At 66.4% G+C, this 26,134-nt stretch carries 21 protein-coding genes; 15 read left to right on the top strand and 6 right to left on the bottom strand.

Translation table 11 applies throughout. The features are described from left to right. Positions 1–163 precede the first annotated feature (163 nt). Positions 164–1,036, top strand: a complete 873-nt coding sequence (locus ACKN61_RS02745; protein WP_408952200.1) for a hypothetical protein — start codon at positions 164–166, stop codon at positions 1,034–1,036. A gap of 208 nt (positions 1,037–1,244) precedes the next feature. Continuing rightward, positions 1,245–1,658: an acyl-CoA thioesterase gene (locus ACKN61_RS02750; RefSeq protein ID WP_408952201.1), complete on the top strand. Its 414-nt coding sequence runs from the start codon at positions 1,245–1,247 to the stop codon at positions 1,656–1,658. Positions 1,659–1,686: 28 nt separating this feature from the next. On the opposite strand, the gene ACKN61_RS02755 is transcribed toward ACKN61_RS02750, so the two are convergent. After that, entirely contained in the window at positions 1,687–2,361 is a 675-nt protein-coding gene (locus ACKN61_RS02755; RefSeq protein ID WP_408952202.1) for a class I SAM-dependent methyltransferase, read from the bottom strand. A gap of 398 nt (positions 2,362–2,759) precedes the next feature. Here ACKN61_RS02755 and ACKN61_RS02760 point away from each other — a divergent pair, with 398 nt between their 5' ends. The 3 genes from ACKN61_RS02760 to ACKN61_RS02770 all read left to right on the top strand — a co-directional run bounded on the left by ACKN61_RS02760 (position 2,760) and on the right by ACKN61_RS02770 (position 6,646). After that, a complete protein-coding gene (locus tag ACKN61_RS02760) occupies positions 2,760–3,113 on the top strand; it encodes a hypothetical protein (protein ID WP_408952203.1) in 354 nt (117 codons plus the stop codon). Positions 3,114–3,538: 425 nt separating this feature from the next. Further along, positions 3,539–4,252 (top strand): response regulator transcription factor, encoded by a 714-nt coding sequence (locus tag ACKN61_RS02765; protein WP_408952204.1) that lies wholly within the window; start codon positions 3,539–3,541, stop codon positions 4,250–4,252. Positions 4,253–4,294: 42 nt separating this feature from the next. Continuing rightward, positions 4,295–6,646, top strand: a complete 2,352-nt coding sequence (locus ACKN61_RS02770; protein WP_408952205.1) for a two-component regulator propeller domain-containing protein — start codon at positions 4,295–4,297, stop codon at positions 6,644–6,646. Positions 6,647–6,713: 67 nt separating this feature from the next. Here ACKN61_RS02770 and ACKN61_RS02775 read toward each other — a convergent pair whose 3' ends face one another. Beyond that, entirely contained in the window at positions 6,714–8,174 is a 1,461-nt protein-coding gene (locus ACKN61_RS02775) for a sensor histidine kinase (RefSeq protein ID WP_408952206.1), read from the bottom strand. Positions 8,175–9,292: 1,118 nt separating this feature from the next. Between ACKN61_RS02775 and ACKN61_RS02780 the strand changes: the two genes are divergently transcribed. The 8 genes from ACKN61_RS02780 (at position 9,293) to ACKN61_RS02815 (ending at position 20,574) form a co-directional block, all read left to right on the top strand. Continuing rightward, complete coding sequence (locus ACKN61_RS02780; protein ID WP_408952207.1) at positions 9,293–13,615, top strand: YadA-like family protein; 4,323 nt, start codon at positions 9,293–9,295, stop codon at positions 13,613–13,615. Positions 13,616–13,742: 127 nt separating this feature from the next. Continuing rightward, positions 13,743–14,609 carry an OmpA family protein gene (locus ACKN61_RS02785; RefSeq protein ID WP_408952208.1) on the top strand — a complete coding sequence of 289 codons (867 nt, stop codon included), beginning with the start codon at positions 13,743–13,745 and terminating at the stop codon, positions 14,607–14,609. A 77-nt stretch (positions 14,610–14,686) separates the two neighbouring features. After that, positions 14,687–15,172, top strand: coding sequence for a DUF4019 domain-containing protein (locus ACKN61_RS02790; RefSeq protein WP_408952209.1), 486 nt, complete (start codon positions 14,687–14,689; stop codon positions 15,170–15,172). Positions 15,173–15,478: 306 nt separating this feature from the next. Then, entirely contained in the window at positions 15,479–15,868 is a 390-nt protein-coding gene (locus ACKN61_RS02795; protein ID WP_408952210.1) for a hypothetical protein, read from the top strand. A gap of 287 nt (positions 15,869–16,155) precedes the next feature. Further along, positions 16,156–16,893 (top strand): DUF3348 domain-containing protein, encoded by a 738-nt coding sequence (locus ACKN61_RS02800; protein ID WP_408952211.1) that lies wholly within the window; start codon positions 16,156–16,158, stop codon positions 16,891–16,893. Position 16,894: 1 nt separating this feature from the next. After that, positions 16,895–19,276: a DUF802 domain-containing protein gene (locus tag ACKN61_RS02805; protein WP_408952212.1), complete on the top strand. Its 2,382-nt coding sequence runs from the start codon at positions 16,895–16,897 to the stop codon at positions 19,274–19,276. Continuing rightward, positions 19,273–19,905 carry an OmpA family protein gene (locus ACKN61_RS02810; protein ID WP_031371865.1) on the top strand — a complete coding sequence of 211 codons (633 nt, stop codon included), beginning with the start codon at positions 19,273–19,275 and terminating at the stop codon, positions 19,903–19,905. The genes ACKN61_RS02805 and ACKN61_RS02810 overlap by 4 nt, the downstream gene beginning before the upstream one ends. A 6-nt stretch (positions 19,906–19,911) precedes the next feature. Next, positions 19,912–20,574 (top strand): DUF2894 domain-containing protein, encoded by a 663-nt coding sequence (locus tag ACKN61_RS02815; RefSeq protein WP_408952213.1) that lies wholly within the window; start codon positions 19,912–19,914, stop codon positions 20,572–20,574. Between the two features lie 74 nt (positions 20,575–20,648). Here ACKN61_RS02815 and ACKN61_RS02820 read toward each other — a convergent pair whose 3' ends face one another. The 3 genes from ACKN61_RS02820 to ACKN61_RS02830 form a co-directional block, all read right to left on the bottom strand. Further along, a complete protein-coding gene (locus ACKN61_RS02820; RefSeq protein ID WP_408952214.1) occupies positions 20,649–21,299 on the bottom strand; it encodes a hypothetical protein in 651 nt (216 codons plus the stop codon). Positions 21,300–21,937: 638 nt separating this feature from the next. Next, positions 21,938–22,468: a hypothetical protein gene (locus ACKN61_RS02825; RefSeq protein WP_408952215.1), complete on the bottom strand. Its 531-nt coding sequence runs from the start codon at positions 22,466–22,468 to the stop codon at positions 21,938–21,940. A 216-nt stretch (positions 22,469–22,684) separates the two neighbouring features. Continuing rightward, on the bottom strand, positions 22,685–23,497 hold the full coding sequence (locus tag ACKN61_RS02830; protein ID WP_031371226.1) for a C2 family cysteine protease: 813 nt from the start codon (positions 23,495–23,497) through the stop codon (positions 22,685–22,687). Positions 23,498–23,792: 295 nt separating this feature from the next. On the opposite strand from ACKN61_RS02830, the gene ACKN61_RS02835 reads away from it, so the two are divergent. Next, on the top strand, positions 23,793–25,247 hold the full coding sequence (locus tag ACKN61_RS02835; protein ID WP_408952216.1) for an XVIPCD domain-containing protein: 1,455 nt from the start codon (positions 23,793–23,795) through the stop codon (positions 25,245–25,247). Between the two features lie 332 nt (positions 25,248–25,579). Here ACKN61_RS02835 and ACKN61_RS02840 read toward each other — a convergent pair whose 3' ends face one another. After that, positions 25,580–25,726, bottom strand: a complete 147-nt coding sequence (locus tag ACKN61_RS02840; protein WP_408952217.1) for a hypothetical protein — start codon at positions 25,724–25,726, stop codon at positions 25,580–25,582. On the opposite strand from ACKN61_RS02840, the gene ACKN61_RS02845 reads away from it, so the two are divergent. After that, entirely contained in the window at positions 25,725–26,102 is a 378-nt protein-coding gene (locus ACKN61_RS02845; protein WP_408952218.1) for a nuclear transport factor 2 family protein, read from the top strand. The two genes, ACKN61_RS02840 and ACKN61_RS02845, sit on opposite strands and share 2 nt — an antisense overlap. Positions 26,103–26,134: the final 32 nt, after the last annotated feature.

Raw genomic sequence — 26,134 nt, forward strand, 5'->3', positions numbered from 1 at the left:
GTCCCATCGCGCTTCACTAACTGGCCTCGGGTCGATGTCATGGCTCTGCCACAACGTCGTCGATGATGGCTATGGCCCCTCGGGCAAGCCGTTCGTCGTCGGACGGGGTGGGGCGTGCGTACAACGCACAAAATTCTGGCGCTATGGACTGGTAGGTAGATTGATGAATATCTGGAAGACCGCCTCGTACTCGATGTTGTTCGGAGTGCTGCTCGTTTCGGCCGCCGGCGCGGCTAATGCAGGGCAGGTACATCGTTGCGATAACTGCACTTACGCTCAGAAAATGAACAAGGCGCTTACGACGACCCCGTTGGGGTCGGCTTATGTGGCCGACATCCCGAATGCAGAGTTGACCATGTGGGAGGTTCGGCACGATGGCGAATTGAGAATGAAAACGGCGGATCAGACCGCGGTCGATCCGGCTGCATACAATATGTTCTTGAACGTCCTTAGCGATGCAAGCGCGCCAAAGGCGGAGAACGGCCGGGCGACGCTTATTCTGGACGTTTCCGCCCCGCCAGGCTCACGGTTCGCAAGCAACCCGCTCTCGGGGTTCGAAGGTTATACGGCTTACGACTTTTCGCGCTCTGGAACCCTGCGGAGCCAATTGGGAACCAGCATCGCGAATTCCATCGTAGGAGGGTCGGGAAACATCGGTAGTCCGCTCGGATCGCTTTTGTTGTCTCTGCTACTCAACTACGGCGGACCTATTCCGTCGGGTTATACCATCGTCATTACCTGGGGCGATGGGTCTAAGACTACGTTCGTGATCGAGGCGGACGATACCAGTCAGGCGAAATATGTCGCCGGCGCGAGCACGACTCCCGAGGGAGTACCGATTCCCGACAGCGCCATCAATACCGATGCCGCGGGAGGGATCTTTACCGGCGAATGGAATTTTTCGAACGTGCAGTCCCTTGAGGATTGGATCAATGCGATGGCCATGAATGGCGTACCGATCACGGGCCAACGCACCAGTCAGAACAAGGTCGCCTGCGTTCGCGTCGATGGCGTGCTGAGCTGTGAGTTCCTTTGATCTAACAGGCTTTTCGGCCGCTTCCCAGCGGAAGCGGCCCATCTGCGGTTACCGCAACGAAGGTCAGCTTAGATGTGGGTCGATTCGGTCGGACTGAGTGGTATCGTCGCTGGGTTTAGCGAACCTCAATGACGGTAGTTGCAGAGTCCCTTGCCTGGCCAGGTGCGGCTTCAGCGCCTGGCCACGCCTTAGCGATGGAGGACGGCCGATGCCCTTCCGAACCCGCCGAGTGATCCTGTTCGGCGACTGCGACCCGGGTGGGGTCGTGTACACGCCGCGTATCGCCCACTTCGTCGTCGAGGCGGGGCTCGATTTTCTGTCCCACGCGCTCGGCGGACCCGCGGCCAGGCGCTTGTTCGCCATGGGCATCCTGCCGCCCGCGCGCGCCCTTTCGATCGAATTTCTGCATCCGATGGCCTGGGACGATGCGATCGATATCGAGGTTTCGGTCGACAAGATCGGCGAGCATTCATTCGCCCTCTTGGTCCGTGCATTCAATGCCGCCGGCGACAACACGTTCCGCGCTACGATCACGCAGGTCACCATATCGCCCGAGACGCGACGGCCGGTGCCCCTGCCGGCTGAACTGAAAGCCGCGCTCGATGGGGCGCGCGACGGCTGACCGGTCCGATGTCGGCTGGAGGACGCCATCAGGACGGGTTGTACGCAACCCAGCCCTTGAAGGTAAAGCCGGCGTAGAACAACTCGACCTCGTCGAAGCCCGCCTCTTGCAGCAAGGCCAGGTCCTGTTCGGGTGAAAGCGCCGGCAGTCGGCTGCCGATCGCGGCGATGGCGTTGCCGGCATCCGCGGCGGGAATCCCGGACGCCGCGGCGAAGGCCGCGTAGCGACTCAGCCAACGCGTCTTTTGCTTTTCGCCTTGGGGAAAGCTGTGGTGCGCCACGATCAATGGGGTACCGGGTTTCAGGCGTCGTCTGAGTTCGATCAGGGTATGCAGGCGTTGTTCGGCGGGAAGAAAATGCAAGGTCAGCAGGCAGGTGGCGCCGTCGTAAGGCCCCTCGGGCGCGGTGTCGATGTAACCCTCGACGAGCTCGACGCGCGATGCGAGCGGCCCCAAGGTGGCGCTCGCGAGTTTCAGCATCTCGGACGACGGGTCCACGCCGACGAAACGCCACTCAGGTTGCGCTTCGGCAAACACCTTCAATTCCAGGCCGCCGCCGGCGCCGAGGACGAGTACCTGGCCATCGTGGGGTACGCTCTCGGCGAGCAGCAGCCTGGCCATCTGTTGCAGCGCATGAAAGCCCGGTACTTGTCTGACCGGGCCGAGCGCGTAGCGGGCAACCGCCTGAGGGTCGGAGAACGACAAGGCAAGGCTCCTGCGCGGATGAAAGCGACTGATGCTACTGCAGATGCCCCCCGAGCCGACCCGGAGGCAGGCCGAGGCCGTCGCCTTCGGTGAGGTGTGTCGCTTCTGGCCGCGTCGCAAAGCCATCATGGTCCGACCTTGAGGCATGCAGCCCGGATGCCGCACTGCTGCGGCGGACGGAATCGATGCGACAAACGATAATGCGAAGCCGCTTTGCGCAGCGGATCGACCGAGAACGTTGGACTTCATTGGAGAGTTTTATGCGATGGATCGTTGTCTTCGCCGCCGCCGGCCTGCTCGCTGGCTGTGCGACCACCCGCCCGGCCGGGCTCAGCAGCCAGTCCTTGGTAGGTGCCTGGCGATGTGGGCCCACCGCTATGCATGGCCCCACTTTCGATATGGCCGTCAGTACCGAGACGATCAATCGGGCCGATGGCCGTTACACCAGCCTGACCACCTCGGTGATCACGCCGCATGGCAAGTCGCCGGTGGTCATCCAGGACCGGGCATCGGGGATCTGGCTGCTCGAGGGCGACATCCTTGCCTCCGAGGTGCAGGAGGTGAAGTTCCTGTCTTCGTCGGATCCGTCGATCAGTAACGAGCGCGGGCAGAAAATGCAGGACGATCTGCTCAAGAAGAAGTCGATCTATCGGTCGCGCATACTGAAGTTCACCCGGCGGACGCTGCGCATCATTCCGGTGGAACCGACGGACAAAGAAGCCGAGGTCGAGTCGCTCTGCAAGCGGGTTTGAGGATGCAGATTCGTTGCTCGCCCCACTCGCGGCTCCGCTCGAGCTGGGCGGCCTTCGACCTTTGAGCTAGTCGAAATCGTGCGGCATTCCGCTCACGATGTCGCCAGGCTTCTTCGCGCCGGAGCGGGGCGGCCTGGCCAGATCATCGAGGGGTGTTAGGTTCCCAAGCCCCTGAGCTGCGGAAGTTCTGGCTGGCGCTGTGTCGGTCGGGCGACCTGCGTGCGTTCGGGTTTGCATAAACGCGCGATTGATTCTCGGTAAGGCATTCGCGCTACCGCGGCCGGCCGACCGGTGTGACAATTATCACGAAAGCAGGTTCGTCGTCGTCGGTTCGAAGAACGCGATGCTACTTTGAGTCCTGCGCAAAGCGGGTCGGGCTCCCCGCGTTTTTCGCAAGCTGGCCCGGATTTCCTTGGGGGGAAACGATGGACGCTCGCTCGATGGAGGCCGCGCGGCGGCTGCCCACGCTGGCGGTGGTGGAAGACGATCGAACATTCCGGGAAGACGTTCTTTTGCCGGTGTTGGCCCATTCCGGGTTCTCCGTCTTCGGGATGGCGGGTGCGCTGGATCTGTACCGGTCGATGACGCTTCGCTCCTACGACCTGGTGCTGCTCGACGTCGGCCTGCCCGATGAGGACGGCGTCAGCATCGCGGCGCATCTGCGCAAGCTGTCCCCGCGTGTCGGGATCGTCATGTTGACCGGATACGATTCCGGCCCGGATCGGATGCGCGGGCTGCGCGCGGGTGCGGACGCTTATCTGTCCAAGCCGGTCGATATGGAAGAGGTGGTGACGACTTTGCATAACCTGGCGCGATGGGTCGTGCCGGAGACGAACCCCACGCATGCGCGTACGAAGTGGCGTCTGGACGACAGGGGCTGGTGCATCCTGACTCCCGGCGGTGTCGAGATCGAGATGAACCTGGCCGAGCGGCAAGTCATGGCGATGCTGGCGGCAGCGGCCGGCATTCCGGTGCAGCGAGAAACCTTGATCGCGAGCCTGGTCAAGAACGCCTACGACTTCGATCCGCACCGCTTGGAAATGCTGGTGCATCGCCTGCGCAAGAAATGCCAGCAATTGGCGGAAGAAGAGCTTCCGCTGCGCGCGGTGCGCGGCATCGGCTATGTGCTCAACTGGTAGTCGGTCGCGCCGGCGCCCAGCCGGCGATGAGGAAGGCGCGGTGTGAGTAGTCTCACGGCTGGGTTACGGCTGACGTGGTCGTTGCTGGCTCTGTTCGTCCTGTGCGGTTCCGTTTCGGCCTCGCCGGTGGTGCAGCCGCGCTATCGAGTGGGCGTGCACGCGCTCACCGGAGACGACGGGCTGCCGCAAGGCGGCGTGAACGCCGTGCTCCAGACCCGCGACGGCTATCTCTGGATCGGTACGTTCGGCGGCCTGGCGCGTTTCGACGGCCTGGCGTCCAGGGTTTTTCGCGCCGAGCCGGCGCTCGATGCCTCCGGTCCGCCGCGCGAGTCGCAAGCCGGACCCGCAAGCGATCGCATCCTGGCGCTGCATGAAGACGAGCGCCAGCAACTGTGGATCGGCACGCAGGACGCCGGCCTGAGCGTGTACAGGCAAGGGGCGTTCCATCACCTGCCGCTCTGCGGCGGTACCTGCCAGGTCAACGCGATCGCGCAGACGCCCGACCGGACGCTGTGGATTCTCAGCAATGTCGGCTTGTTCACGCTGGACCCCGTGCACCGGCAGCCGACCTGGGTCGATTCGCAACGAACCGGCCATACGCAGCTGGTGCGCGACCGGCATGGGCGTATCTATGTGGGCGGCGGGGAAGGCCTCTTCGTTCTCGACGATGGACGGCTGCGTCGCCTGCCGTTGCCGGGCGGGGACGGATGGGTGCAGGTGTTGAAAACCAGCGGCGACGACTTGCTGGTCGGCACCAACCGTGCGTTGTATCGCTACCGGCCCGATCAAGGCCAATGGCAGCCCTTGGGTGTGACCAGCCCTACCGCGGCGGTAAAGGATGCCGATGGCCGATGGTGGGTGGCGACGGCGCCCGGGCGAATGCTGAGGCAAGACGGCGGCGGTGGCTGGCAGGACATTCCCGAACTGTTCGGCATGGGCGTGATCAGCCTGGCACGGGACGACGAAGGCAATCTGTGGCTGGGCAGCGGCAGCAAGGGGCTGTTGCGCGTTCGCAAACCCGTGTTCGGAGCGATCCCCGCGTTCCATGGCGGCGTCAACATGGCCGGCCGCGCGGTCGTTGCCGATGGACAGGGTGACCTGTGGCTCGGTTCGGCTTGCGGAGGGCTGCGTCATTGGCGACAGGACGGCAGCATGCGGCGGCAGCCGGTCCTGCGAGCCGCGGGCGACGAATGCGTCACCAGCCTGGCCTTGGACGATGACGGCGCGCTCTGGGCAGGCACCGCGGAGGGACTGTTGGTACGCATCGCCGACGGCCGGCCGACGCTGGTAGGGCAGTGGCGCGGGGGCGGCGCGGTCAATGTCTGGCGACGAAGTGAGGGTCGTCTGTTCGTCAGCTCGGGCCGTTCCGTGCTCACGGTCGAGATCGATGGCGAGCGGCGTATCTCCGCGCAGCACCGCATCGAGGCGCTGCGCGACATGAGCATCAATGCCATCGTCCCGGCGGCGAGCGGCGGCGACTGGTTCGTCGGCGACCGCGGCGCCTGGCGTTTGCTCGGCGACCGCGTCGTCGAGCGATGGACGCCTCGCGAGGGCTTGTCCTCGCGTTTTGCACGCGCCGTGTATGAAGACCGGGCCACCGCCACGCTGTGGGTGGGCACCTACGGCGGCGGTCTCAACCGGATCCGCAACGGAAAAGTGCAGCGCTACGACAGCCGCAACGGCCTGTTCGACGATACGGTGTCGTGCATCCTGCCCGACGGCCAAGGGCGTCTATGGCTGGGCGGCAACCGCGGTATCACCGTGTTGCCGGCGCCGGGCGAAGCCGGCGCCAAGATCGAATCGGTCGGCTACGCCGCGGGCGATGGCTTGGTCCCGGCCGAAATCAACGGCGGCCATTCGACCGCCTGCCACCGCGACAGCCAGGGCCGGCTGTGGTTTTCGCTGGTCGAAGGGTTTGCCGTCGTCGACCCCAAGGATTTTCCGGTGGTTGCGTCGGTCCCGCTGAGGGCCCGCATCGAACAGGTGGCGGTCGCCGGACGCGCGCAGCAGATCGCAGGATCTTCGCTGGCCCTGGAGCCTTTCGCGCGCAGTCTGGAAATTCATTACACCGCCATCAATCTGAGCCGGCCGCGGGAAACCTATTTCCGCTTTCGTCTGCTTGGATTCGATCACGGCTGGGTGGATGCCGGACAGACCCGCAGCATTCTGTACCCGCTGATTCCGTGGGGAGAGCACTTGTTCGAAGTGCAGGCGCGCACGCTGGGGGGACGTTGGTCGCCGGTCTCGGCCCGCCTGAGGATTCTCAACCCGCAGCCCTGGTATCTGCGGCCCTGGGCCTTGATCCTGGCGACGGCCCTGGGTTTGCTGGTGCTGGTCGCCGCCACCCATATCGGCACGAGCCAGGACAGGATGCCGGCGAAGCCTCCGGATTGACGGAGTACCGGTTGAGCGAGTGCCGACTAAGCGCGCGCCGATGAGCGCGCTGCGCCCATCGCGGCGATCAGGGGGCGGCGGCGTGGCGCGTCATGGCCGACTCCGCCGCTACGACCGTCGAGATCTCGCGATGGCCCGTCCTGTGCGGCGTCTGCACAAGCTCCCAATCGGCCTCGTCCCGCAGGGCGTCTTCGGGCTCGGCCAGCGGCAAGCGGATTCGGATGCGGGTGCCCTCGCCGGGGGCGCTGTCGGCCGCTATCGCGCCACCGTGGTCGGCGACGAAACGGTGCACGGTCGCCATGCCGATCCCGGTGCCCCGATCCCGGGGCTTGGTCGTGAAGAACGGCTCGTACAAGCGCGCGAGCACTTCCGGCGTCATGCCGATGCCGGTGTCTTCCAAGCCGATGCAGGCGTGATCTCCGTCGGCCTCGATCGACAACGTGAAACGACCGCCCTGCGGCATGGCATCGCAGGCGTTGCTGGCTATGTTCAACAGCGCCAGCACCAGTTCGTCGCGGTCGGCCTTGACCCACAGGCCCGAGACCGAGGTATCCAGCGATACCTCGATCGCGCGCGGGAATACCGGCAGGATCAGCGGCCGCACTTCTTCGATCGCCTCGGCGAGATCGAAGGTGGACAGGTGTCGCGTGTGCGTGCGGCTGAAGCTGAGCAGGCGCCGGGTGAGGGTGGCGCCGCTGCGCGCCGCCTGGCGTATGCCCGGCAGGACCGCATCGATGTCGCCGCGCCGGCCCACGGACGTCGCGTGGCCCAGGATCACGCTGAGGATGTCGTTGAAGTCGTGGGCGATGCCGGTCGAAAGCCGGCCGATGGTTTCCATCTTCTGCGTCTGCACCAGGCGCTCGTAGGCGCGTTCTTTCTCTTCCACTTGGCGCTGGAGCTCCAGGCACAGCGCGTTGAGTTCTTCGCTGCGGCTGATCGCCCGTCGCGACGACAGGATCAAGCGGTCCAGGATCGCCACCAGGACGAGAAAATTCATCCCCGACAGAAGCAGGTTGGTCGAGGCTTCCGAGGCCTGCATGGAATCGGTCGCGAGTTGCAGGTCGGTGCGCGCCCCGATCGCGAGTGCGGCCGCGTAGGCCAGCGCGGTCCACCAGACCGCGGTCCTGCCCAGGAACAATCCCGACAACAGCAGGGGCAGCAGATGGGTGATCTGCAATCCGGATTGCGAGCGTAATCCGTAGGCGTGGTAACTCACGGCCATCAGGATCACGCCGCCGATGACGGTGAGGCTGGTCGACAAGCGGAACAGCCCGTGGCGCAGCAGATAGAAGCACGCCCAGGTGTAGGCGCTGACGATCAGCAGCAGCCAGTGCTCCGTGTAGCTCGCCATGTCCGGCGCGGCGGCGCAGGAGCCGATCGCCATCAACAGCGTGGCGACCGCGACCACGGCGAGTATCGCTTGCAGCGCCATGGCATTGCGTCTGTCGCGTGTCGCGCGGATGGGCACGCGTTGCATCCAGCCGATGAAGCGATGCCAAGGGGATGGGGACGATTCGCGAGCGGTCATCGGTACGGTCGATGCGAGGAAGCGGTTGAAGGCCGGGACACTCGAGCCTTGCGACGGGTTGGCCGAGCAGCGGTCGGACCGGTCCGATCGGGCGCCAGCACGGTCGATGCGCCTGGCGTGGCGGGACGGGTCCCCTTCCTTGAATGACTACCGGTGGACAGCCTAGCACCGTGGTTCGGCAGGCCGTGGACAGCAATCGCTTTCGGCAAAAATTTGCGACTCGTATCACCCTTCATGCGGCTCTCGTCCCGATCAATCGTGCAATCCCGGCGATCAATTTCTCACCGTTAGTGAGCGTTTGAAACTTCACCGGTGGATACCGTGGCGTATCGCCCCGGCCGCGTCGGTGGCGACCGTCCTGCGAAAGCACGCCGACGATTGCCGATTGGCGCCTCGACGAATCCCTGGGCCAAGCGATGTGTCGTCGCTACCCGACCGCGGCGATCGCAAGTCGCTTGTCTGCCGCGGGCATCGGGCCGTGCGCACTCGCGGAAGCTTCGACGGCTAGATGCGTCGAAGCGTTTTTACGCAGCGATGGCGCTCGGCTCGGAGGCGATGCCGACGGCAGTCATCGCTTGCACCCGTCGCGGCACGATCGCAGCGTCGATGTCGAAGCGGTCGCACACGAAGTCGACGCTCGACCCGGTACGGACGCGACGGATATCGCGATCTCGCGTGTGACGCAAGCGCAGCCGGCTGAAATTTTTCGTGAATCCTGGTGCGTGTAATCGCTATGCCCGGTCACTAGTGTTTGCCACGCAGCGCACGGCTCCGTATCGCAGGAACTGCACGCTTCGGGCCGGGATAGGCCGGGCCGTGCATGACCCCCGCGAGCGGCGCACGGATCGGCAGTACGACGGAGGGACCGGGCGCTTTGTTCTGCTTCGTTGGCTGTTGCAAGGCGCGCAACCCCTCGGGCTTCGTACGACGCGATCGTCGACAGCGCCTCATCCGTAACCGGCCTGCGCTTGGTCGTGGACGCGGCCGTGTCGGTTATGCGGGCGTCTCCGCGTCGCCATGACGGCCATCGCGATGCCTCTCGGAAAACTTCACAGGCGACACCGCATCACCTTCATCCCGCGGCCCATCGGATTGGCGTGCAACTGGGGAAACGAGTAATGAACAAAATCTACAGCGTGGTATGGAGCCGGTCGCTCAATCGGCTGGTGGTCGCTTCGGAACTGGCCGCGCCGCTCGGCCAGGCCGCCGGCAGCGGTAACAGGGCTTCGTACTCGGCGGGAACGTTGTGCGCCGGGATCCTGGCCGCGCTGGCGACGATGGGTGCGGTGGGGTGGGTTCCGACCGCGCAGGCACAAGCGGTGGACTGCAGCGGGCCGCCGTACAACTTCTACAACGGCACCGCCTCGTGCATGGGCTTCAGCTCGCGCGCGTCCGGGACCGGCGCCACCGCGCTGGGCTCGCTCGCGACCGCCGAGGTGCTCGGCGGGGTCGCGGTCGGCTATACCGCGCGCACCACCGCGTTGAACTCGATCTCGGTCGGGTTCGGGGCCTATTCCACCGGCGCCAATTCCCTCTACCTCGGCGCGCGCACCGCGGCCGGGACCGGCGCGCTGGGCGGCGGCTCGATCGCCATCGGCACCGACGTGACTTCGAACGCCGACGGCTCCATCGCCATCGGCAGCGTATCGCGTGCGACCGGCGTGGTCGCCATGGCCTTCGGCGACAACTCGACCGCGGCCGGACTGCGCAGCGTCGCCATGGGCTACTTCGCGAACGCCGCGGTGCTTGACACCATCGCCCAGGGCACCGGCGCCTCCGCCGGCGGCCAGAACGCCGTCGCGATCGGCTTCCAATCGATCGCCTCCAATCTCAATTCGCTCTACCTGGGCTCGCGCACCATCGCCGGTAGCGGAGCCACCGGCTTCGGCGCCATCGCCATCGGCACCGACGTCACCGCCTCTCAGCAATACGCCATCGCGATGGGACGGCTGAGCGCGGCCACCGGCGTCGACTCGGCCGCGATCGGGCCGAGCGCGCGCGCCACCGCACTGAGTTCGCTCGCGTTCGGTGCGCAGGCCAATGCCTCTGCGCAGTCGACGATTGCGCTCGGTCTGAATGCGGCCGCGTCGGGCCTGAGCTCGATGGCGCTGGGCAGCGGCACGGTCGCCAACAACATCAATGCCGTCGCGCTTGGCGCCAGCGCCAGCGCCACCGGGGCCGGCGCGAGCGCCCTGGGCACCTTGTCCAGCGCCACCGGCGGCAACGCCACCGCGGTCGGCGTCAGTTCCAGCGCCGGCGGCAATTACGCCTTCGCCGCCGGCTGGGGCGCCAATGCCAGCGCGGACAACGCCATCGCCGTCGGCCGCAGTGCGACCGCCAATTCGGCCGACGCGATCGCGATCGGCACCAACTCGACCGCCACCGGCGGCCGCGCGGTCGCCATCGGCGCCGGCAATTTCGCCAGCGGCGACGGCGCGGTGGCGATCGGCGATCCGAACACCGCCACCGGCAACGGCGCGATCGCGCAAGGCCTCGACAACACCGCCACCGGCAACGGCTCGGTGGCGATGGGCAACACCAACATGGTCGGCGGCGGCGGGCAGGCCGTGGGCGTGGCCGGCGTCGCCGCGCAAGGCGCGGTCGGCATCGGCTTCCAGAACACCGTGGTGGGCCAGGGCAGCGTCGCCATCGGCCACACCAGCAGCGCGCTGGCGGCCGGCGCGGTGGCATTCGGCGACAGCGCCGCGGCCAACAACGCGCGCGATGTGGCGCTGGGCTCGGGCTCGACGACGGCGGTCGCGGTCGCCACCCCGAGCACGACCATCGACGGGGTGACCTACAACTTCGCCGGTGTCGCACCGACCAGCACGGTCAGCGTGGGCACGGCCGGCAACGAGCGGACCCTCACCAACGTGGCGGCGGGCCGGATCTCCGGCGCCTCGACCGATGCCATCAACGGCTCGCAGCTGTTCGCGACCAACCAGGCGATCGAGGCGGTGGCTACCACCGCCAGCGCCGGCTGGAACCTCAGCGCGCAGGGCGCCAACGCCAGCAACGTGGCGCCGGGCGAAGCCGTCGACCTGCACAACAGCGACGGCAACATCGTGGTCTCGAAGAGCGCGGCCGACGATAACGTCAATTTCGACCTCGCCGACAACATCACCGTCGACAGCGTCACCGCCGGCAACAGCCTGCTCAACAGCAACGGCCTGACCATCACCGGCGGGCCCAGCATCACCACGACCGGCATCAATGCCGGCGGCCTGGTCATCGCCAACGTGGCGCCCGGCGTGGCCGGTACGGATGCGGTCAACGTCAGTCAGTTGACCGACGCGACGACGGCGGTGCGCACGCATTACTACAGCGTCAACGACAACGGCGCGATCGGCGGCAACTACAACAACGACGGCGCAGCAGGCATCAATGCCCTGGCCGCGGGCGTCGGCGCGGTGGCCGGCACGGATGCGGCGACCGCGGTGGGCTTCGGCGCGACCGCCGGCGCCCAGGCCGGCGACGTGGCCCTGGGCTCGGGCTCGATCACCGACACCGTGGTGGCGACCGCCGGCGACAGCATCGACGGCGTCGCCTACAGCTACGCCGGCACCGCGCCGACCAGCACGGTCAGCGTCGGCGCGGCGGGCGCCGAGCGCACCATCACCCATGTCGCGGCCGGGCGGGTGTCCTCCGGTTCCACCGATGCGATCAACGGCTCGCAACTGTTCGCCACCAACCAGGCGGTGGGCGCGCTCGGCGGCAACCTCGACCAGTTGGGCAACAGCACCGCCGCCTCGCTGGGCGGCAGTTCGGTCTACAACCCGGTCACCCATACGGTGACGGCCGGATTGGCGGTGGGCGGCAACACCTACAACAACGTGCAGGACGCGCTGACCCAGATCAACGACAGCGCGAGCGCCGGCTGGAACATCGCGGCCGGCGGCAACGGCGGCAACATCGGCCCGGGCGAAACCCTGACCGTGGCCGCCGGCAGCAACGCGACGGTCGCCTACGACGACGGCACCGGCACGCTGACCGTGGGCGTGGTGCCGGACCCGAGCTTCAACAGCGTGGTGGTCGGCAACACCACGATCACCACCAACGGCCTGACCATCGCCGGCGGCCCCAGCATCACCAACGTCGGCATCAATGCCGGCGGCACCACCATCACCAACGTGGCGGCCGGCATCAATGGCGGCGATGCGGTGAACCTGGACCAGTTGAACCAGGCGGTGACGGCCGGCGCGACGCACTACTACAGCGTCAACGACGGCGGCATCGCCGGCGGCAACTACGCCAACAACGGCGCCACCGCGGCCGGCGCCATCGCCTCGGGCGTCAACGCCAGCGCCACCGCCACCAATGCGGTGGCGATGGGCACCGGCGCGACCGCCGGCGACGCCAACAGCGTGGCGCTCGGCGCGGGTTCGACCACCGCCGCGGCGGTGGGCACCGCCAGCGCCACCATCGCCGGTACGACCTATAACTTCGCCGGCGGCGCGCCGGTCGGAACCGTGAGCGTGGGCAGTGTGGGCGCCGAGCGCACCCTCACCAACGTTGCCGCGGGACGGTTGTCGGAGACCTCGACCGATGCCGTCAACGGCTCGCAATTGCACGCGACCAATCAGGCGGTCAACGCGCTCGACGGCCGGGTCACCAACGTCGAGGGCGACATCGCCAACCTGACCGGCACCATCAACGGCTTCGACGGCCGCATCACCCAGGTCGAAGGCAACGTCGCCAACCTGACCAACACCGTCAATACCTTCGACGGCCGCATCACCGGCGTGCAGAACGGTTCCGACGGCATGTTCCAGGTCAGCCAGGAGGACGCGGTGGTCAAGCCGCGGCCCACCGGCGCCAACTCGTCGGCCGGCGGCGACGGCGCGGTCGCGAGCGGCAACAACGCGCTCGCGGTCGGCAATCAGAGCACGGCCAGCGCCAGCGGCAGCACCGCGATCGGTACGGGCGCGACCGCGATCCACGCCAACAGCGTCGCGCTCGGCACCGGGTCGGCCACCACGGTCGGCGCGCAGCGCGGCTACAACGCCGCCTACGTGGGCAGCAGCAACTCCAGCGGCGAGGTCAACATGGGCGGCCGCACCCTGACCGGCGTGGCGCCCGGCATCGCCGGCACCGATGCGGTCAACGTCAGCCAGCTCAACGCCGGCGTCAACCACGCCGTCGATCAGTCGAAGGCCTATACCGACGCGCGCTTCGAGCAGTTCGACAACGACGTGTGGGCCCTGCGCAAGGACTTCCGCGCCGGCACCTCCTCGGCGATGGCGATGGCGGGCCTGCCGCAGGCCTATCTGCCGGGCAAGAGCATGCTCGCGGTGGCGGCCGGCGGCTATCAGGGCGAATACGGCATGGCGGTCGGCTTGTCGGGCATCACCGAGAACGGCCGCTGGGTCTACAAGGCCCAGGCCAGCGGAAACACCGCGCGCGACTGGGGCTTCTCGGTCGGTGCCGGCATCCAGTGGTGAGGACAGGCGCGCCCCGCTTCCGGGCGGGGCGCGATAGCCGATGGCGAGCGGCCGAGCGCCGCTGCGGCCACCGATCCGAAACGTATCAAAACGCTGTCCGGTAGCGCGGATCCAAACGCGCCCGACGATGGCCATCCGTCAAAGCGAGGAATCATCTATGGAAGCCAAACGGTTCGCCGGCGTCGCGATCGTATGCAGCGTCGCGATGGGACTGCTGTCGGCATGCGGCACCCGCCATGTCAGCCGCGATATTTCCGCCGATGGCGTGCCGGGCGAGGTGGTCTTCCCGGCGCTCGAGCGCGCCGTGCTCAAGGAAGGAACGTTTCCGAACCTGGACGACCTGCGCCAGGTGGCGCCGGGCGTCAGCAAGGAGCAGCTCTATCATCTGCTCGGGCGCCCGCACTTTCGCGAAGGCTATGCCGGCGTGCGGGAATGGGACTACCTGTTTCACTTCCGCCGCGAGGGCGGGGTGACCACCTGCCAATATAAAGTCGTCTTCGACCAGAACTATCTGGCGCGAAGTTTCTATTGGCTGCCGGAAGCATGCGGCGATGTGTTGCGCGAGCCGGTCGCGGCCGAGCCGTCGTCGTCGCCAGCCGCGGCTGCGTCGCGTCGTTTCACCCTGTCCGCCGATGCCTTGTTCGCGTTCGGCCGGGCCGGGGCGGACGATCTGCAAGCGGAGGGTCGGGCCGAAGTGGCGCGCGTCGCCGGCGAGCTGCGCAGCGCCAAAGGCGTGCGCAATGTGCGGGTGACAGGGCATACCGACCGCATCGGTAGCGGCCCAGCCAATCAAACGCTATCGCGCGAACGCGCCGAAACGGTGCGCCAACTGCTGATCGCCGAAGGCGTGCCGGCGCAGCGCATCTCGGCGGAAGGTCGGGGCGAGTCGGAACCGGTGGTCGGCCACTGCGATGCCGCGAAAGGGCGGGACGCGTTGATCGCCTGCCTGCAACCCAATCGTCGCGTCGAGATTTCCGCCGACGTGGAGCAGTAAGCCGGCGCGGCGCGCGCGCCGTCCACCGCCGCTGCATCCGCCTTTCCCCAACCGTACGAGAGATCGAGATCAGGCCCATGAAGCGCTTCTCCCTGACGATGGCCGTCGGCCTGCTGTCCACTGGCCTGTTTACCACGACGGCGCTTGCCCAGGCGCCGGCGCAAGCGCAGCGGCCGGCGCCGGCAGCGCAGCAGGCCGCTGCGCGCGACGTCGATCCGAATACCTTGGCCAATACCGCGCTGCAACTGCTCCAGGCGATTGACCGCGACCAGGCCGGCGCCTTGTGGGATGCCTCCTCGAACGTGACCAAGCGTTCGGCCAAGCGCGAGGACTTCGTCGCTTATGTCGGCAGGACCCGTAAGCCCCTGGGTACGGCGAGTTCGCGCAGCTGGATCGGGGTGCGCCGCGAAGTGGTCGGCAACGGCGCCCAGCTTCCGCCCGGCCTGTACGCCAGCATCGAGTTCTCCAGCCAGTTCCAGGGCAAGCGAACGGCGAAAGAGCTGATCTCCCTGCGCCAGGACGAAGACGGCCTGTGGCGGTTCTCCGGTTACGTCATTCAGTGATGCGCTCGATGCGATCCGTAAACGAGTGCGGATCGCGTCCTCGCACCCTGGCGCCCTGAGATGTACCGGTCGCCCCGTCCGGCTGACCCGAACCTTCGGATCGGCATTGTGGTCAGTCGAACCGCAATGTTTCCGGCTTGAATGCACCAGTCAGAGCCCGAGGCCTTGTCCGACCGGCTAGACTAGGTCGTCCAGTCGCAAGGGAATGCGTGTGAGGAAACGGGAAATCGCAAACCAGGTCGCGCGGCTGGGCGGCGATCCGTCCGATGATGCATCGCGGCGCGAATCGGCCCAGCTCTTGGCATGATGACTTCGAAACTAGGCAGCACCGCAGCGGCCATCGCGCGGCGCGTCTTTCTCGCAAGCGCCCCGCTGGTCGCCCTGTACGCCTACGCCCAGTACGCATTCGCGCAGGCCCGCGCGCAGGAGCATCGTGGCGACACCGGGCTCGGCATCGCGATCTTGCTCGCCTTCGTCTGCGTCACCCTGATAGTTTCGTTTCTAGTCGATCTCATCGTCCAGATCGCCAGGAAGCGCATAGCAACGTCGATGACGAGTCTGTTGATCCTCGCGGTTCTATGCGTCCCGCTCGGCTGGTTCGGCTGCAACTGGTTCGATCTGCGCGCGAGCATGGCCTGCGAGCAGGTCGGCAATGCATTCGGGACGTTTCTCGCGCTGTTCGAGAAAGCAGCCTGACGGCTCGTTCGCGCCGGCGGTTTTCGCTCCATGAACGATTTTCCTGCTACAGGAGCGAGCAACTCGGCATGGGCCAAACCGGCGCATAGAGGCCAGCGAAAGCGCTGCGATGGATCATCCTCCGGGCCGCTAGCGCCCCGCCCAGGGCATGGCACACATCATCATGAATCGGCTGAATCGGTCGCCGGGGCCGTATTCAGGCCCCCGGGACTGCCGTCCTTGACGGCTTGTCAAGCGGTGGGGCATTTCCAATTACGTGTAAAATGGCGATCTTTTAGCCAGTAGTAATGATGGAAGCACCCCGACGGGCGACGGTACGTGGCCCGACGTTCATCCGCTCGCTCGCTCGCCTGACGGCTGCAGACCTTCCCCAGCCCACGCGATCGTTGTCGGATCAACTGAGTCTATGGATCGATTGGACTCACGCGGTGGCGTTGTCCACTGCGCTGGACGGCAAGCCGCCAGTGGCCGTCCTCGACGAACGGACCCTGACCCGCATCGACGAAGACGAATGCGTGCGCGTGCGCAACGCCTTGGCGCAGGCCATCGCCGGCGATCGCGCGTTCGGCGCCAGGTCGAGCGGTGCCGGCTTGTCCGGGGCCGAGCAGGCGTTCGCCGAGGAAAGCCTGGATTACCCGTTCTATCGCCAGCGCTATCTGGCGATGCAGCAGGGCATCGAGGCTGGCGTCGGCCGCCTGCGCGAGCGTCTGCGCGCGCGACTGGCGCTGCGCAACGACGGCCTGGAGCGGCTCGCGGCGGTGGATACGGTCATGGAGCGGGCGCTGAGCCGGCGCGAGCGGACGCTGTGGTCGGCCGGGCCGGTCTTGCTCGGCCAGCATTTCGAGCGCCTGCGTCAGGCCGCGGCCGACGCGCAAGCCTCGGGCGATACGTCGGCGGCCGCTTCCGATTTCTGGCTGGAGGCGTTCCGCAACGACATGCACAAGGTGCTGCTCGCCGAATTGGATGTTCGCTTACAACCTGCGCAGGGCCTGCTTGCGGCCCTTTGCACCAGTCCCCACGGATAACATGTTCAGAAATTCGCTCTATCCCGTTGTCTTTCTCGCAGGTTTGCTCGCCGTAGTCTGGGTCGGTGCCGGCTACGTCGGTTCGAATGCCCTGGCGCTGTCGGTCGCGATGTTGATCGCCGCCTGCTATCTCGCCGGCGGATTCGAGCTGTACCGCTATCGGCAAGCCACCGCCACGCTGACGCGCGCGGTCGCCGAGTTGTCGGCGCCGCCGTCCAGCCTCGGCGACTGGCTCGGGCGTCTGCATCCTTCGCTGCGCAATGCGGCGCGCCTGCGCATCGAGGGTGAGCGCACGGCCCTGCCGGCGCCGGCGCTGACGCCGTATCTGGTCGGCCTGCTGGTGTTGCTGGGCATGCTGGGCACCTTGCTCGGCATGATGACCACCCTGCGCGGCACCGGCATGGCGCTGGAAAGCGCGACCGATCTGCAGGCCATCCGCGACTCGATCGCCGCGCCGGTGACCGGTCTGGCGTTCGCATTCGGCACCTCGATCGCGGGCGTCGCCGCCTCGGCCATGCTCGGCCTGTTGTCCGCACTGTGCCGGCGCGAACGCGGCCAGGCGGTGCAAGGCTTGGACCTCGCCATCGCGACGACGCTGCGCAGCCATTCGCAGATCCATCAGCGCGAAGAGGCCTTCAAGCTGCTGCAGCGCCAAACCGAAACGATGCCGGCGCTGGTCGATCGCCTGCAGGCGATGATGGCGGCGATCGAACAGCAAAGCCTGCTCGCGCACGAGCGCCAGGCCGCCGGCCAGGAGGCCTTCCATGCCAGGACCGAAGCGGTCTATACCCGCCTGGCCGAGTCGGTCGAGCAGTCGCTGAAGCACAGCTTCGATGAGAGCGTGCGCGTCAACAGCGCGGCGCTGCGGCCGATCGTCGACACCGCGATGGCGGCGATCGAGCGCGAGAGCGCGGCGATGGCGGCGATCGAGCGGCAGAGTCTGACCGCCCACGAGCGCCAGGCGGCCGCCCAGGATGCGTTCCATGCCCGGGCCGAAGCGGCGTATGCCGGACTGGCCGCTTCCGTGGAGCAGTCGTTGAAGGACAGCATCGGCGAAAGCGTGCGCGCCACCAGCGCGGTGCTGCAGCCGGTCGTGGAAACCACGATGGCGGTGATCGCGCGCGAGACCGGCGTGCTGCACCAAACTCTGACTCGCGAGACGGGCGTGTTGTACGAGACCGTTACCCGCGAGACCGGCGCGCTGCGCGAGAGCGTCGCCCAGGCCGTGCAGCAGCAGGTCGACGGGCTGTCGGCGGGCTTCGCCACGGCTACCGCCACCGCCGCGGCCAGCTGGAGCCAGGCGCTGCTCGAACAGCGACAGTCCAACGCAGGCCTGATCGAGGAACTCGGCAATACCTTGCAAGGCTTCAGCAGCCGCTTCGACCAAGGGGCCAGCGGCCTGCTGGAAAGCTTGTCGACGCGTTTCGACGCCAGCACCGGCCAGGCCGCGGACGCCTGGAAACAAGCCTTGTCGCAGCAGCTCAGCGCCAACGACGAGATGGCTGCGCGCAACCAGCAGGCGCTGGTCGCCGCCGCGGCGACGTTCGAGGGCCATGCCGTGTCCCTGGTGGGCGCGCTGCAGGATGCGCATAAGCAGCTGCAGGACGCGCTGGAGTCGCGCGATCGACAGCGCCTGGCGGCCTGGGCCGAGAACTTCGGTTCGATGACCGCCGCCCTGGGCGAGCGTTGGCGGCAAACCGGCGAACAGGTCGCGAGCCGGCAGCAGGAGATCTGCGACACGCTGGCGCGCACCGCGCAGGACATCTCGACGCGGACCCAGGCCCAGGCCCAGGACACGATCGCCGAAATCACGCGTCTCGTCGACGCCGCCTCGGAAGCGCCGAAAGCGGCGGCCGAGGTCATCGCCGAACTGCGCCAGAAGCTGTCCGACAGCATGGTCCGCGACACCGCCATGCTGGACGAACGCAATCGCCTGCTGGCCACCTTGGAAACCCTGCTCGACGCCGTCAACCATGCTTCCACCGAACAGCGCACCGCGGTCGATGCGCTGGTGGCGACCTCGGCGGATCTGCTCGATCGCGTCGGCACCCGTTTCACCGATCACATCGAAGCCGAGACCGGCAAGCTCGGCACGGTCGGCGCGCAGATCGCCGCCGGCGCAGTCGAGGTGGCCAGCCTGGGCGATGCCTTCGGCGCGGCCGTGCAACTGTTCGGCGAGACCAACGACAAGCTGGCCGAGCGCCTGCAAGGCGTCGAGGTCGCGCTGGACAAGTCGCTCGCGCGCAGCGACGAGCAACTGGCCTATTACGTGGCCCAGGCCAAGGAAGTCATCGACCTGAGCATGCTGGCGCAGAAGCAGATCATCGACGACATCCATCAGCTGGCCGATCGGCAGGCGTCGGTCGGAGCGCAGGCGGCATGAACGTGGAGATCGACGGCGACGCCGAATCCAACGCGCCGATCTGGGCCGCGTTCGGCGACCTGATGTCGGTGCTGGTCGGCGTGTTCGTGCTGATCCTGGTCGGCGTGATCGGCGTGCAACTGCAGCTTTCGAACAAGCTCGGCGAGGAAGTCAAGCAGCGCCAGCTCGAAGCGCAACGCCGCAAGACCCTGGAGCAGGCGCTGGCAGTGCCGCTGGCGGCGGGCCGGGTGACCCTGATCAACGGCCGCATCGGCATCAGCGGCAGCGTCTTGTTCGCGCTGAACTCCGAGCACCTGCAGCCGGAAGGCCGCGAACTGTTGAAGACCCTCGCCGGCCCGCTGTCCGAATATCTGCAATCGCGCGACGAGATCCTGATGGTGAGCGGCTTCACCGACGACCGCCAGGTGCGCGACGGCAACCGTCAGTTTCTCGACAACTGGGAGCTGTCGGCACGGCGCGCGCTGACCGTGACCCGCACCCTGATCGCCGAAGGCGTGCCCGCCTCGTCGGTGTTCGCCGCCGCGTTCGGCTCCGAGCAGCCGGTGAGTTCGAACGCGCAGGAAGAGGGGCGGGCCAAGAACCGCCGCGTGGAAATCGCCCCGATCCCGAAGCCGTCCAAGGCGACGTGACACGCCGTGAGCCGTAATCCTCCACTGCAGGCCCGGGCGATGCTCGATGCCTGGCGCGAACAGGGCGCCGACCGCATGAGCCCGATGCGCTTTCATCGCATCGACGCTCTGGCGCGCCGTGCCGCCGCCCATGGCGGGGAAGTGCGGCGTCTGCTCGATGGCCGTTTGGCCGAACTGATCGGCGCCTACGCCGGCGATCTCGAACAGGCCGCGTCCAAGAGCAAAGGCGCCGGTGTCGCATCAGCGGATGCATCTACTGGGACCAGCTTGGGCGGTCTGGTCGACTACATCGCCGATCGGGCCACGCTGCGCGATGGCCTGGCAATCGGCGGTGCTTCAAGCGGCGCATCGTTTCCGGAGCTCGGCGTGCTCGATGAGTTCCGCAGACTGTGGTCGAAGCTCCGTGTCGAGAGCCAGTTGCGCCAGTCGCTGGAGCAGTCGCCCGCGAATGCCGGTCCGCTCAATTCCGGCAGGCTCGTGCACCGCTCGCTGACCCTGATGAGCGAGCTGTCGCCGGGGTACCTGCAGCAGTTCCTGGCCTACGTCGACGCCCTGACCTGGATCGAGCAGATGAGCGACAGCGGCCTGCTGGCGCTGGAAGACACCCAGCGCGCTGCCGGCAGCGGCGGCAAGCGCGTGCGGGAAAAGCCGCGTAAGCGTCGCGAGTAAGCGCGGCCCGGTTCGCGGCTAACGACCGCGTGGCGCGTCGCTGGCGATCAAGGTCCACGCCCCGACGCGGGTGCCTAGGCGTCGCGGTTCCGCCGCAACCGTTTCCGAATCGCCAGGAAACCCAGGCGCAAGGCCGCCGACAGGCAGGCGAACAGGACCGCGAAGAAGCAGGGCAGGATCGCGCCGAAGGTGAAGCTCATGCCCGCGACGAAACCGAGCATGCATTCGGCGCGATAGATCGGCGCCACGATCGCCAGCGGCAGCAGGCCGAAGAAGATCGCTTGGGTGATGTCGGTGGCGCCGAGCTCGAAGCTGGTGGCCAGGGCCGCGCCGTACGCCAACGACGCGACCAATCCGACCCAGATGCTCCGGCGCGCGCCGGGACGATTGCGCAGCCGGACGCCGAATGCCCAGCCGAGCGCGGGCAGGATGATCAAGCCGAACCAGTTGGAGATGTCAGGCAGGTCGGCCCGGTTCAACACATGATGGCTGCGTACGCCGCCATCGACGTATTCGAAGCCGAGGTGCATGCCGGCGAACGCCAGGGCGACGAGCGCCGCCGCGACCGGCAGGCGATAGGAAGACGGCATCGGGGCGGCCTCATCGATTGAACGTCGACGACTATCCTCCGGGAACCGTCGCCGGGCCATAGGCAGGAAGTGGGCATGACCATCGGTAGTGGGTCGGCGGCGCTCGGTTGCCGCGTCAGCGGACGGAAGTTCCACTCTCGCCATTGCGAATCCATCCCTGTAGGAGCGACGTAAGTCGCGATCACGACCTCTCAACCTCGCGTCGATGGCGGCCGTGGCTCGCCAGGGTAGGGGCGGCGTCCTACTGGATTTCCTTCGGTCGCAAGCCGCGGCCAAGGGATGCGCAGGGTCCACAACGCCTTCGTCAATGACCGAAGGCGTGAACTGTCGCGAGGGTAGGAGCGGCGCGAGCCGCGACCGCGCTGTAACGGTCTCGCGGCGTCACGCTTCCGCAAGATCAAGATCAAGATATAGATCAAACGCCAAAAGCTTCCGCCACTAAAGCGGCGGGTAACTTTCTTTTGTCTAAAGCAACAAAAGAAAGTCACCAAAGAAAAATGCTTTTGTCTTGAATCACAAGCCCGCGCGCTCACTGCATACGCGGGGATTTTTCATACGGGACATCCATGTCCCGATGAAAAACGGCCCGCATCCTTGCGGGCCGCCCTCCGGGTCTTCGTTTGCCTTCGCGAGTCTTAAGCTACGCACAGCAACAGCAACAGCAACAGCAACAGCGACAGCGACAGCCAAAGAAAAAGGCCCGAGTCGAAGGCTCGGGCCTTTGCGGGCGGCTCACTCGCGACCGCAAGCGCGCGGTCGCCTACGGCTTCGAATCAGGGCTGGACGAGTTCGACGAAGCCCAGCATCTCGCCGGCGCGCGGCTGCAGGCGCACGACGCGCAGCGAACCGGTGTCGAGCTTCAGCTCGCCGTCGCGGGCGATGTCGTGGCGGTGGACCTTGGCGGCATCGACTACGTCGCGCGGATGCAGCTTCGGCCAGGTTTCGACGCTGACGTTGTCGCGATCGAGGGCGACGATGCGCAGGGCCTGCTCGCCGATGACCAGTTCGCCGCCTTCGACCAGGACCAGCGATTTGTTCGCCGGCGCATCGATACCGGGCGCGCTGAATTCGACCAGCGACACGTTGTCGCGCTGGCCGTCGTTGCCCACGTCCTGCACGCGCAGGAAACCGCCGGCCACCGGGAATACGTCCGAACGCTTGAGCTTGAGTTTGCCGAGCCAGCGCTTGTCCTCGCTCCATACGTCCAGACGCACGTCATGGCGGTCGAAGACGTTGACCAGGCCGAGTCGCGTAGTGCTGTGCGAAGCGGTGCGGCCCTGGATGATCTGGATGCTGTCGCTCATGCTGGCTCCTGCCTTCTTGGCGGCGTGTGGATACTCGTGCGCGTCGACGCGGGATAACAGCGCAAGACCCAGTATCGCGGCCGTGACGGCCAGGAAAAGTCTGTTGTTCATCTGCGTGATCGCCTGGATGGGAACGGCAACGGCATGTAAGCACTTGGCCCAGGAACGCGCAAGCCGCACGGGTGTGCGGCTTGCGCGCGGATTCAGCAGAGGTGCTTACTTGGTCGGCGTCGAATTCACTTCGTGGTACAGCTTCTGGTAGTCGCTGTACGGCATGTCGACGTCGCTGTGGCCCCAGGGATTGTCGAGCTTGATGCGGGTATTGCCGTCGGCGTCGGTGTAGACGTCCTCGACCCGGTAAGCGTGACCGCCGACCGCGCCGTAGTCGGCGGCCAGCTTCTTCTGTTCGTCGTTCCAGCCGTCCGAGCCGGCGGTCCAAGCGACCACGGCATCGCCGTTCTTCAGCTTGTCGCTGAGCTCGCTGGAGTCGTATTCGGACGGGCTTTCGGTGCTCGAGTCGCGGCCCAGGATGGCTTCCTGCACGTCGGCCGGGCTCTCGCCGTCGTCGTAGGTTTTGTAGCCGCCATCGGCGTACTGCGCGTAGGCCTTTTCGATGATCGCCGGCCACACTTCGCCCTGGCCGTCCTTGCCCATGTCGCCGATGTCGGCGGCCTTGCCGTCGAACGGGCCGGCCACGGTCACTTCCTTCTTATCCCAGCCGGAGCCGATGCCGAAGAAGCCGTTGTCGTATTCCTTGAAGGTGACGGTGTAGGTGCCGTCGCCGTTGTCGCGGATCATGTTCTTGAGCACGTCCGGGTTCTGCGCCGCGATCGACTTGATCGTCGACAACACCGCGCAGCTGCCGTAGCCATCCTGGTTGACGTCGTTGGGATCGATGGCGTTGCTGTCGCCCTCGCCCTGCACGAACGGCGTTTCGGTGGCGTTGGCTTTGGCGGCCTTCTCGTGATCGATTTCGGCCGGCAGGTTGACCGGCTGGTAGGCGTAGAAATTGGCGTTGCTCAGTTCCATGAGTCTGCTCCGGGGGAAGCTGTCGAGGATTCCGGCGCAGGTTACGTAATGATGAAGGCTCGCAAAACTAGGGCGTACCCCAGTAGGGCCGCCCCCAGGATAGGGGGCCGGTGGCGGCTCGCATCGCGCTATTTTCGGGTCGCGGGCGCGCTCCGGGACCGCGATCCGGCCCGAACTTCCGCAACTGGCCGGGCCCTGGCCGTTCTTGCGTATTAGAGGGCGTTAATCGACGCAACCGAAGCCGTGCGCCGGGCCGTCGCCGGGCGCTGCGGCGTCCTCTATCGGGAGAGGGGAAATGGGTTTTCGACTGGAAGAAAAGACGCTCAGCAGCGGCGAGCCGGTCACCTTGGTGCATTGGGAAAACGAGTCGCCGACCAAACACGGGGACACCCTGCAGAACCGGACCTGGAAGGACAGCGATACGCGCTCCGGCCTCGGTTTCTACGATTCGACCTCGGAGTACATGCACAACGACTGGGCGCAGAAAAACATGTCGCCGCAGGGCGTGACCGTGCCCGACGCCGGCTCGTTGCTGCTGTACCACCATGCCGAGACCGACACCTGGCACAGCGCGGATGCCTTGGACATCGACCATGTCGATCAATGGAAGGACCACTTCGATACCTTGAAAGTGGCCAGCCACGCCGATGCGCACATGGCCTACAACGACACCAGCAACCTGCGCCTGCTGCCGGCACCGGTCAACCGTGCGCGCGAGGCCGCGTTCCGGATCCTCGAAGAACACGGCGCCGATTCGCCGCAGTGGCAGGGCTGGGTCGAGAAGCGCTTCGGTTTCGATGCCGACGCCGACCGCCCTGGTTTCGATCCCGACAACGACGGCGCCAAGCGCAAGCGCACGACCATGGAGCAGCCGTGGTCGGCCGACGACGGCCGCAAGGGCCTGAGTTTCGACGCTGCCGTGCTGGGCAAGTGGTACGAGTCGAAACTGGAGGAGTCGCATGTCGACACGGTGACCTTGAAGAGCCCCACCAGCGGCAAGATGATCCCGGTGCCGCTGTTCTATTGCGCCGCCTCCGGACAGTTGTGCACCCGCGACGCGCTGGATATCGACCACGAGATACCGTTCGAACTGCTCGCCAGGAAGATGGAAGAGCACGGCGGGCCGAACGGGCTCAGCAAGGCCGACGCCCTGGACGGCTACAACGAGACCAGCAACCTGCGTCTGGTCGGCCGCAGCGTCAACAGCTCGCACGAATACGAGATGGACGAAGAGGGCAACTACCGCGACGACGAAGAGCCCGAGCAGCCGGGAGAGTTCGACGGTCTGATCGCCAGCGACGACGAAGACGAGGAGCTGTCGCCCGAGACGATCAGCGAGTTGCACTCGCTGGGTCGGAACTATCGGGTGCCGGAGACGCGAGTGGACCAACCGGGCCATCGCGACAACAATCTGTACCAGCAAGCTTTGGGCTGCCTGGAGAACTCGAACGTGGGCCAGGGCATGAGCGAATCCGAACGCAAGAACGCCGCCGGCACGCTGACCTTGGCTGCGAAGAATTCCAATCTTGCTTGCATCGACGCGGTAGCGACCGACAACCAGGATAAGTCCAAGCTGTTCGCGATCGAAGGCGACCCTCGAAACGCCAACTACGTCTGGGTGCCGGTCGAAGGCGCGAAACAGCAGAGCCTGGAGCAGAGCACCGTGGGCTTGAACCAGCTGGCCTACGAGCGCGAGCAGCAGGGCCAGCAACAGACCCAGCAGCGGACTCAGAACGCGATGACGATGTGATAGCGCGAGGGTAAGGCGGCCGGCAAGCCTCGGTGCGGTCGCATCGAGGCCGCGATGCCCCGGCATGCCCTGGCAGGCCGCCCGGCGATGTCCTGCGATCCTGGGTTCGTCCCTTCCCACCTCGCTTTCGTCGCCAGGGGCCCGGTTTCGTCGCATCGGCCGATCTGGACCGGGCGTTAGCCCCTATGCTCCACCGCATCGACGATGGCGGGGCCGGCAAACGCCCGCGACCGCGTGCGGGTCCGGCCGGGGAGGCCGGGTCATCGACGCGAATGCCAGCGATCTCCTTGGACGGAGCGGCTACGGCCCAGTCCGCTCGAATGCCCAGGCCGTCAACCCACTGCGAGGACTTGCGTGAGAATTATCGGAAAAACGATCGGCGCCTTCATGGTCGCCGCAACGATGACGCTGTCGGCGCCTGCGCCTGCGGCTTCGAGCGAGGCGCAGCCTGCGGACAGTCGCTTGCTCGACACGATCATGGCTTTGGACTGGGCCGCATTCGACGCCTTCAATCACTGCAGTGCGCCCGATAAGCTGCAGAAGCACGCCGACTATTTCTCGCAGGACGTCGAGTTCTATCACGACACCGGAGGCGTGACCTGGTCCCGGCAGGAGATGCTGGCAAATACCGAGAAGTACGTTTGCGGAAAATTCCGCCGCGAACTCATTCCCGGTTCGGTGACGGTCTATCCGGTCAAGGATTTCGGTGCCATCGAAATGGGCTCGCACCGGTTCTGCCAGTTTTCCAGCGGCAACTGCGATGGCCTGGCCGATTTCACCATCGTCTGGAGCAAGCAGGGCGGCGACTGGAAGATCACCCGCGTCCTCAGCTACGGCCATCGGTCCAGCAAATAGGTCGCTTCCGCTCCGGCGTGTAAGAGACGTAC

It is taken from the genome of Lysobacter sp. Hz25, from assembly GCF_046097045.1.
Taxonomy (GTDB): Bacteria; Pseudomonadota; Gammaproteobacteria; order Xanthomonadales; family Xanthomonadaceae; genus Lysobacter; species Lysobacter antibioticus_B.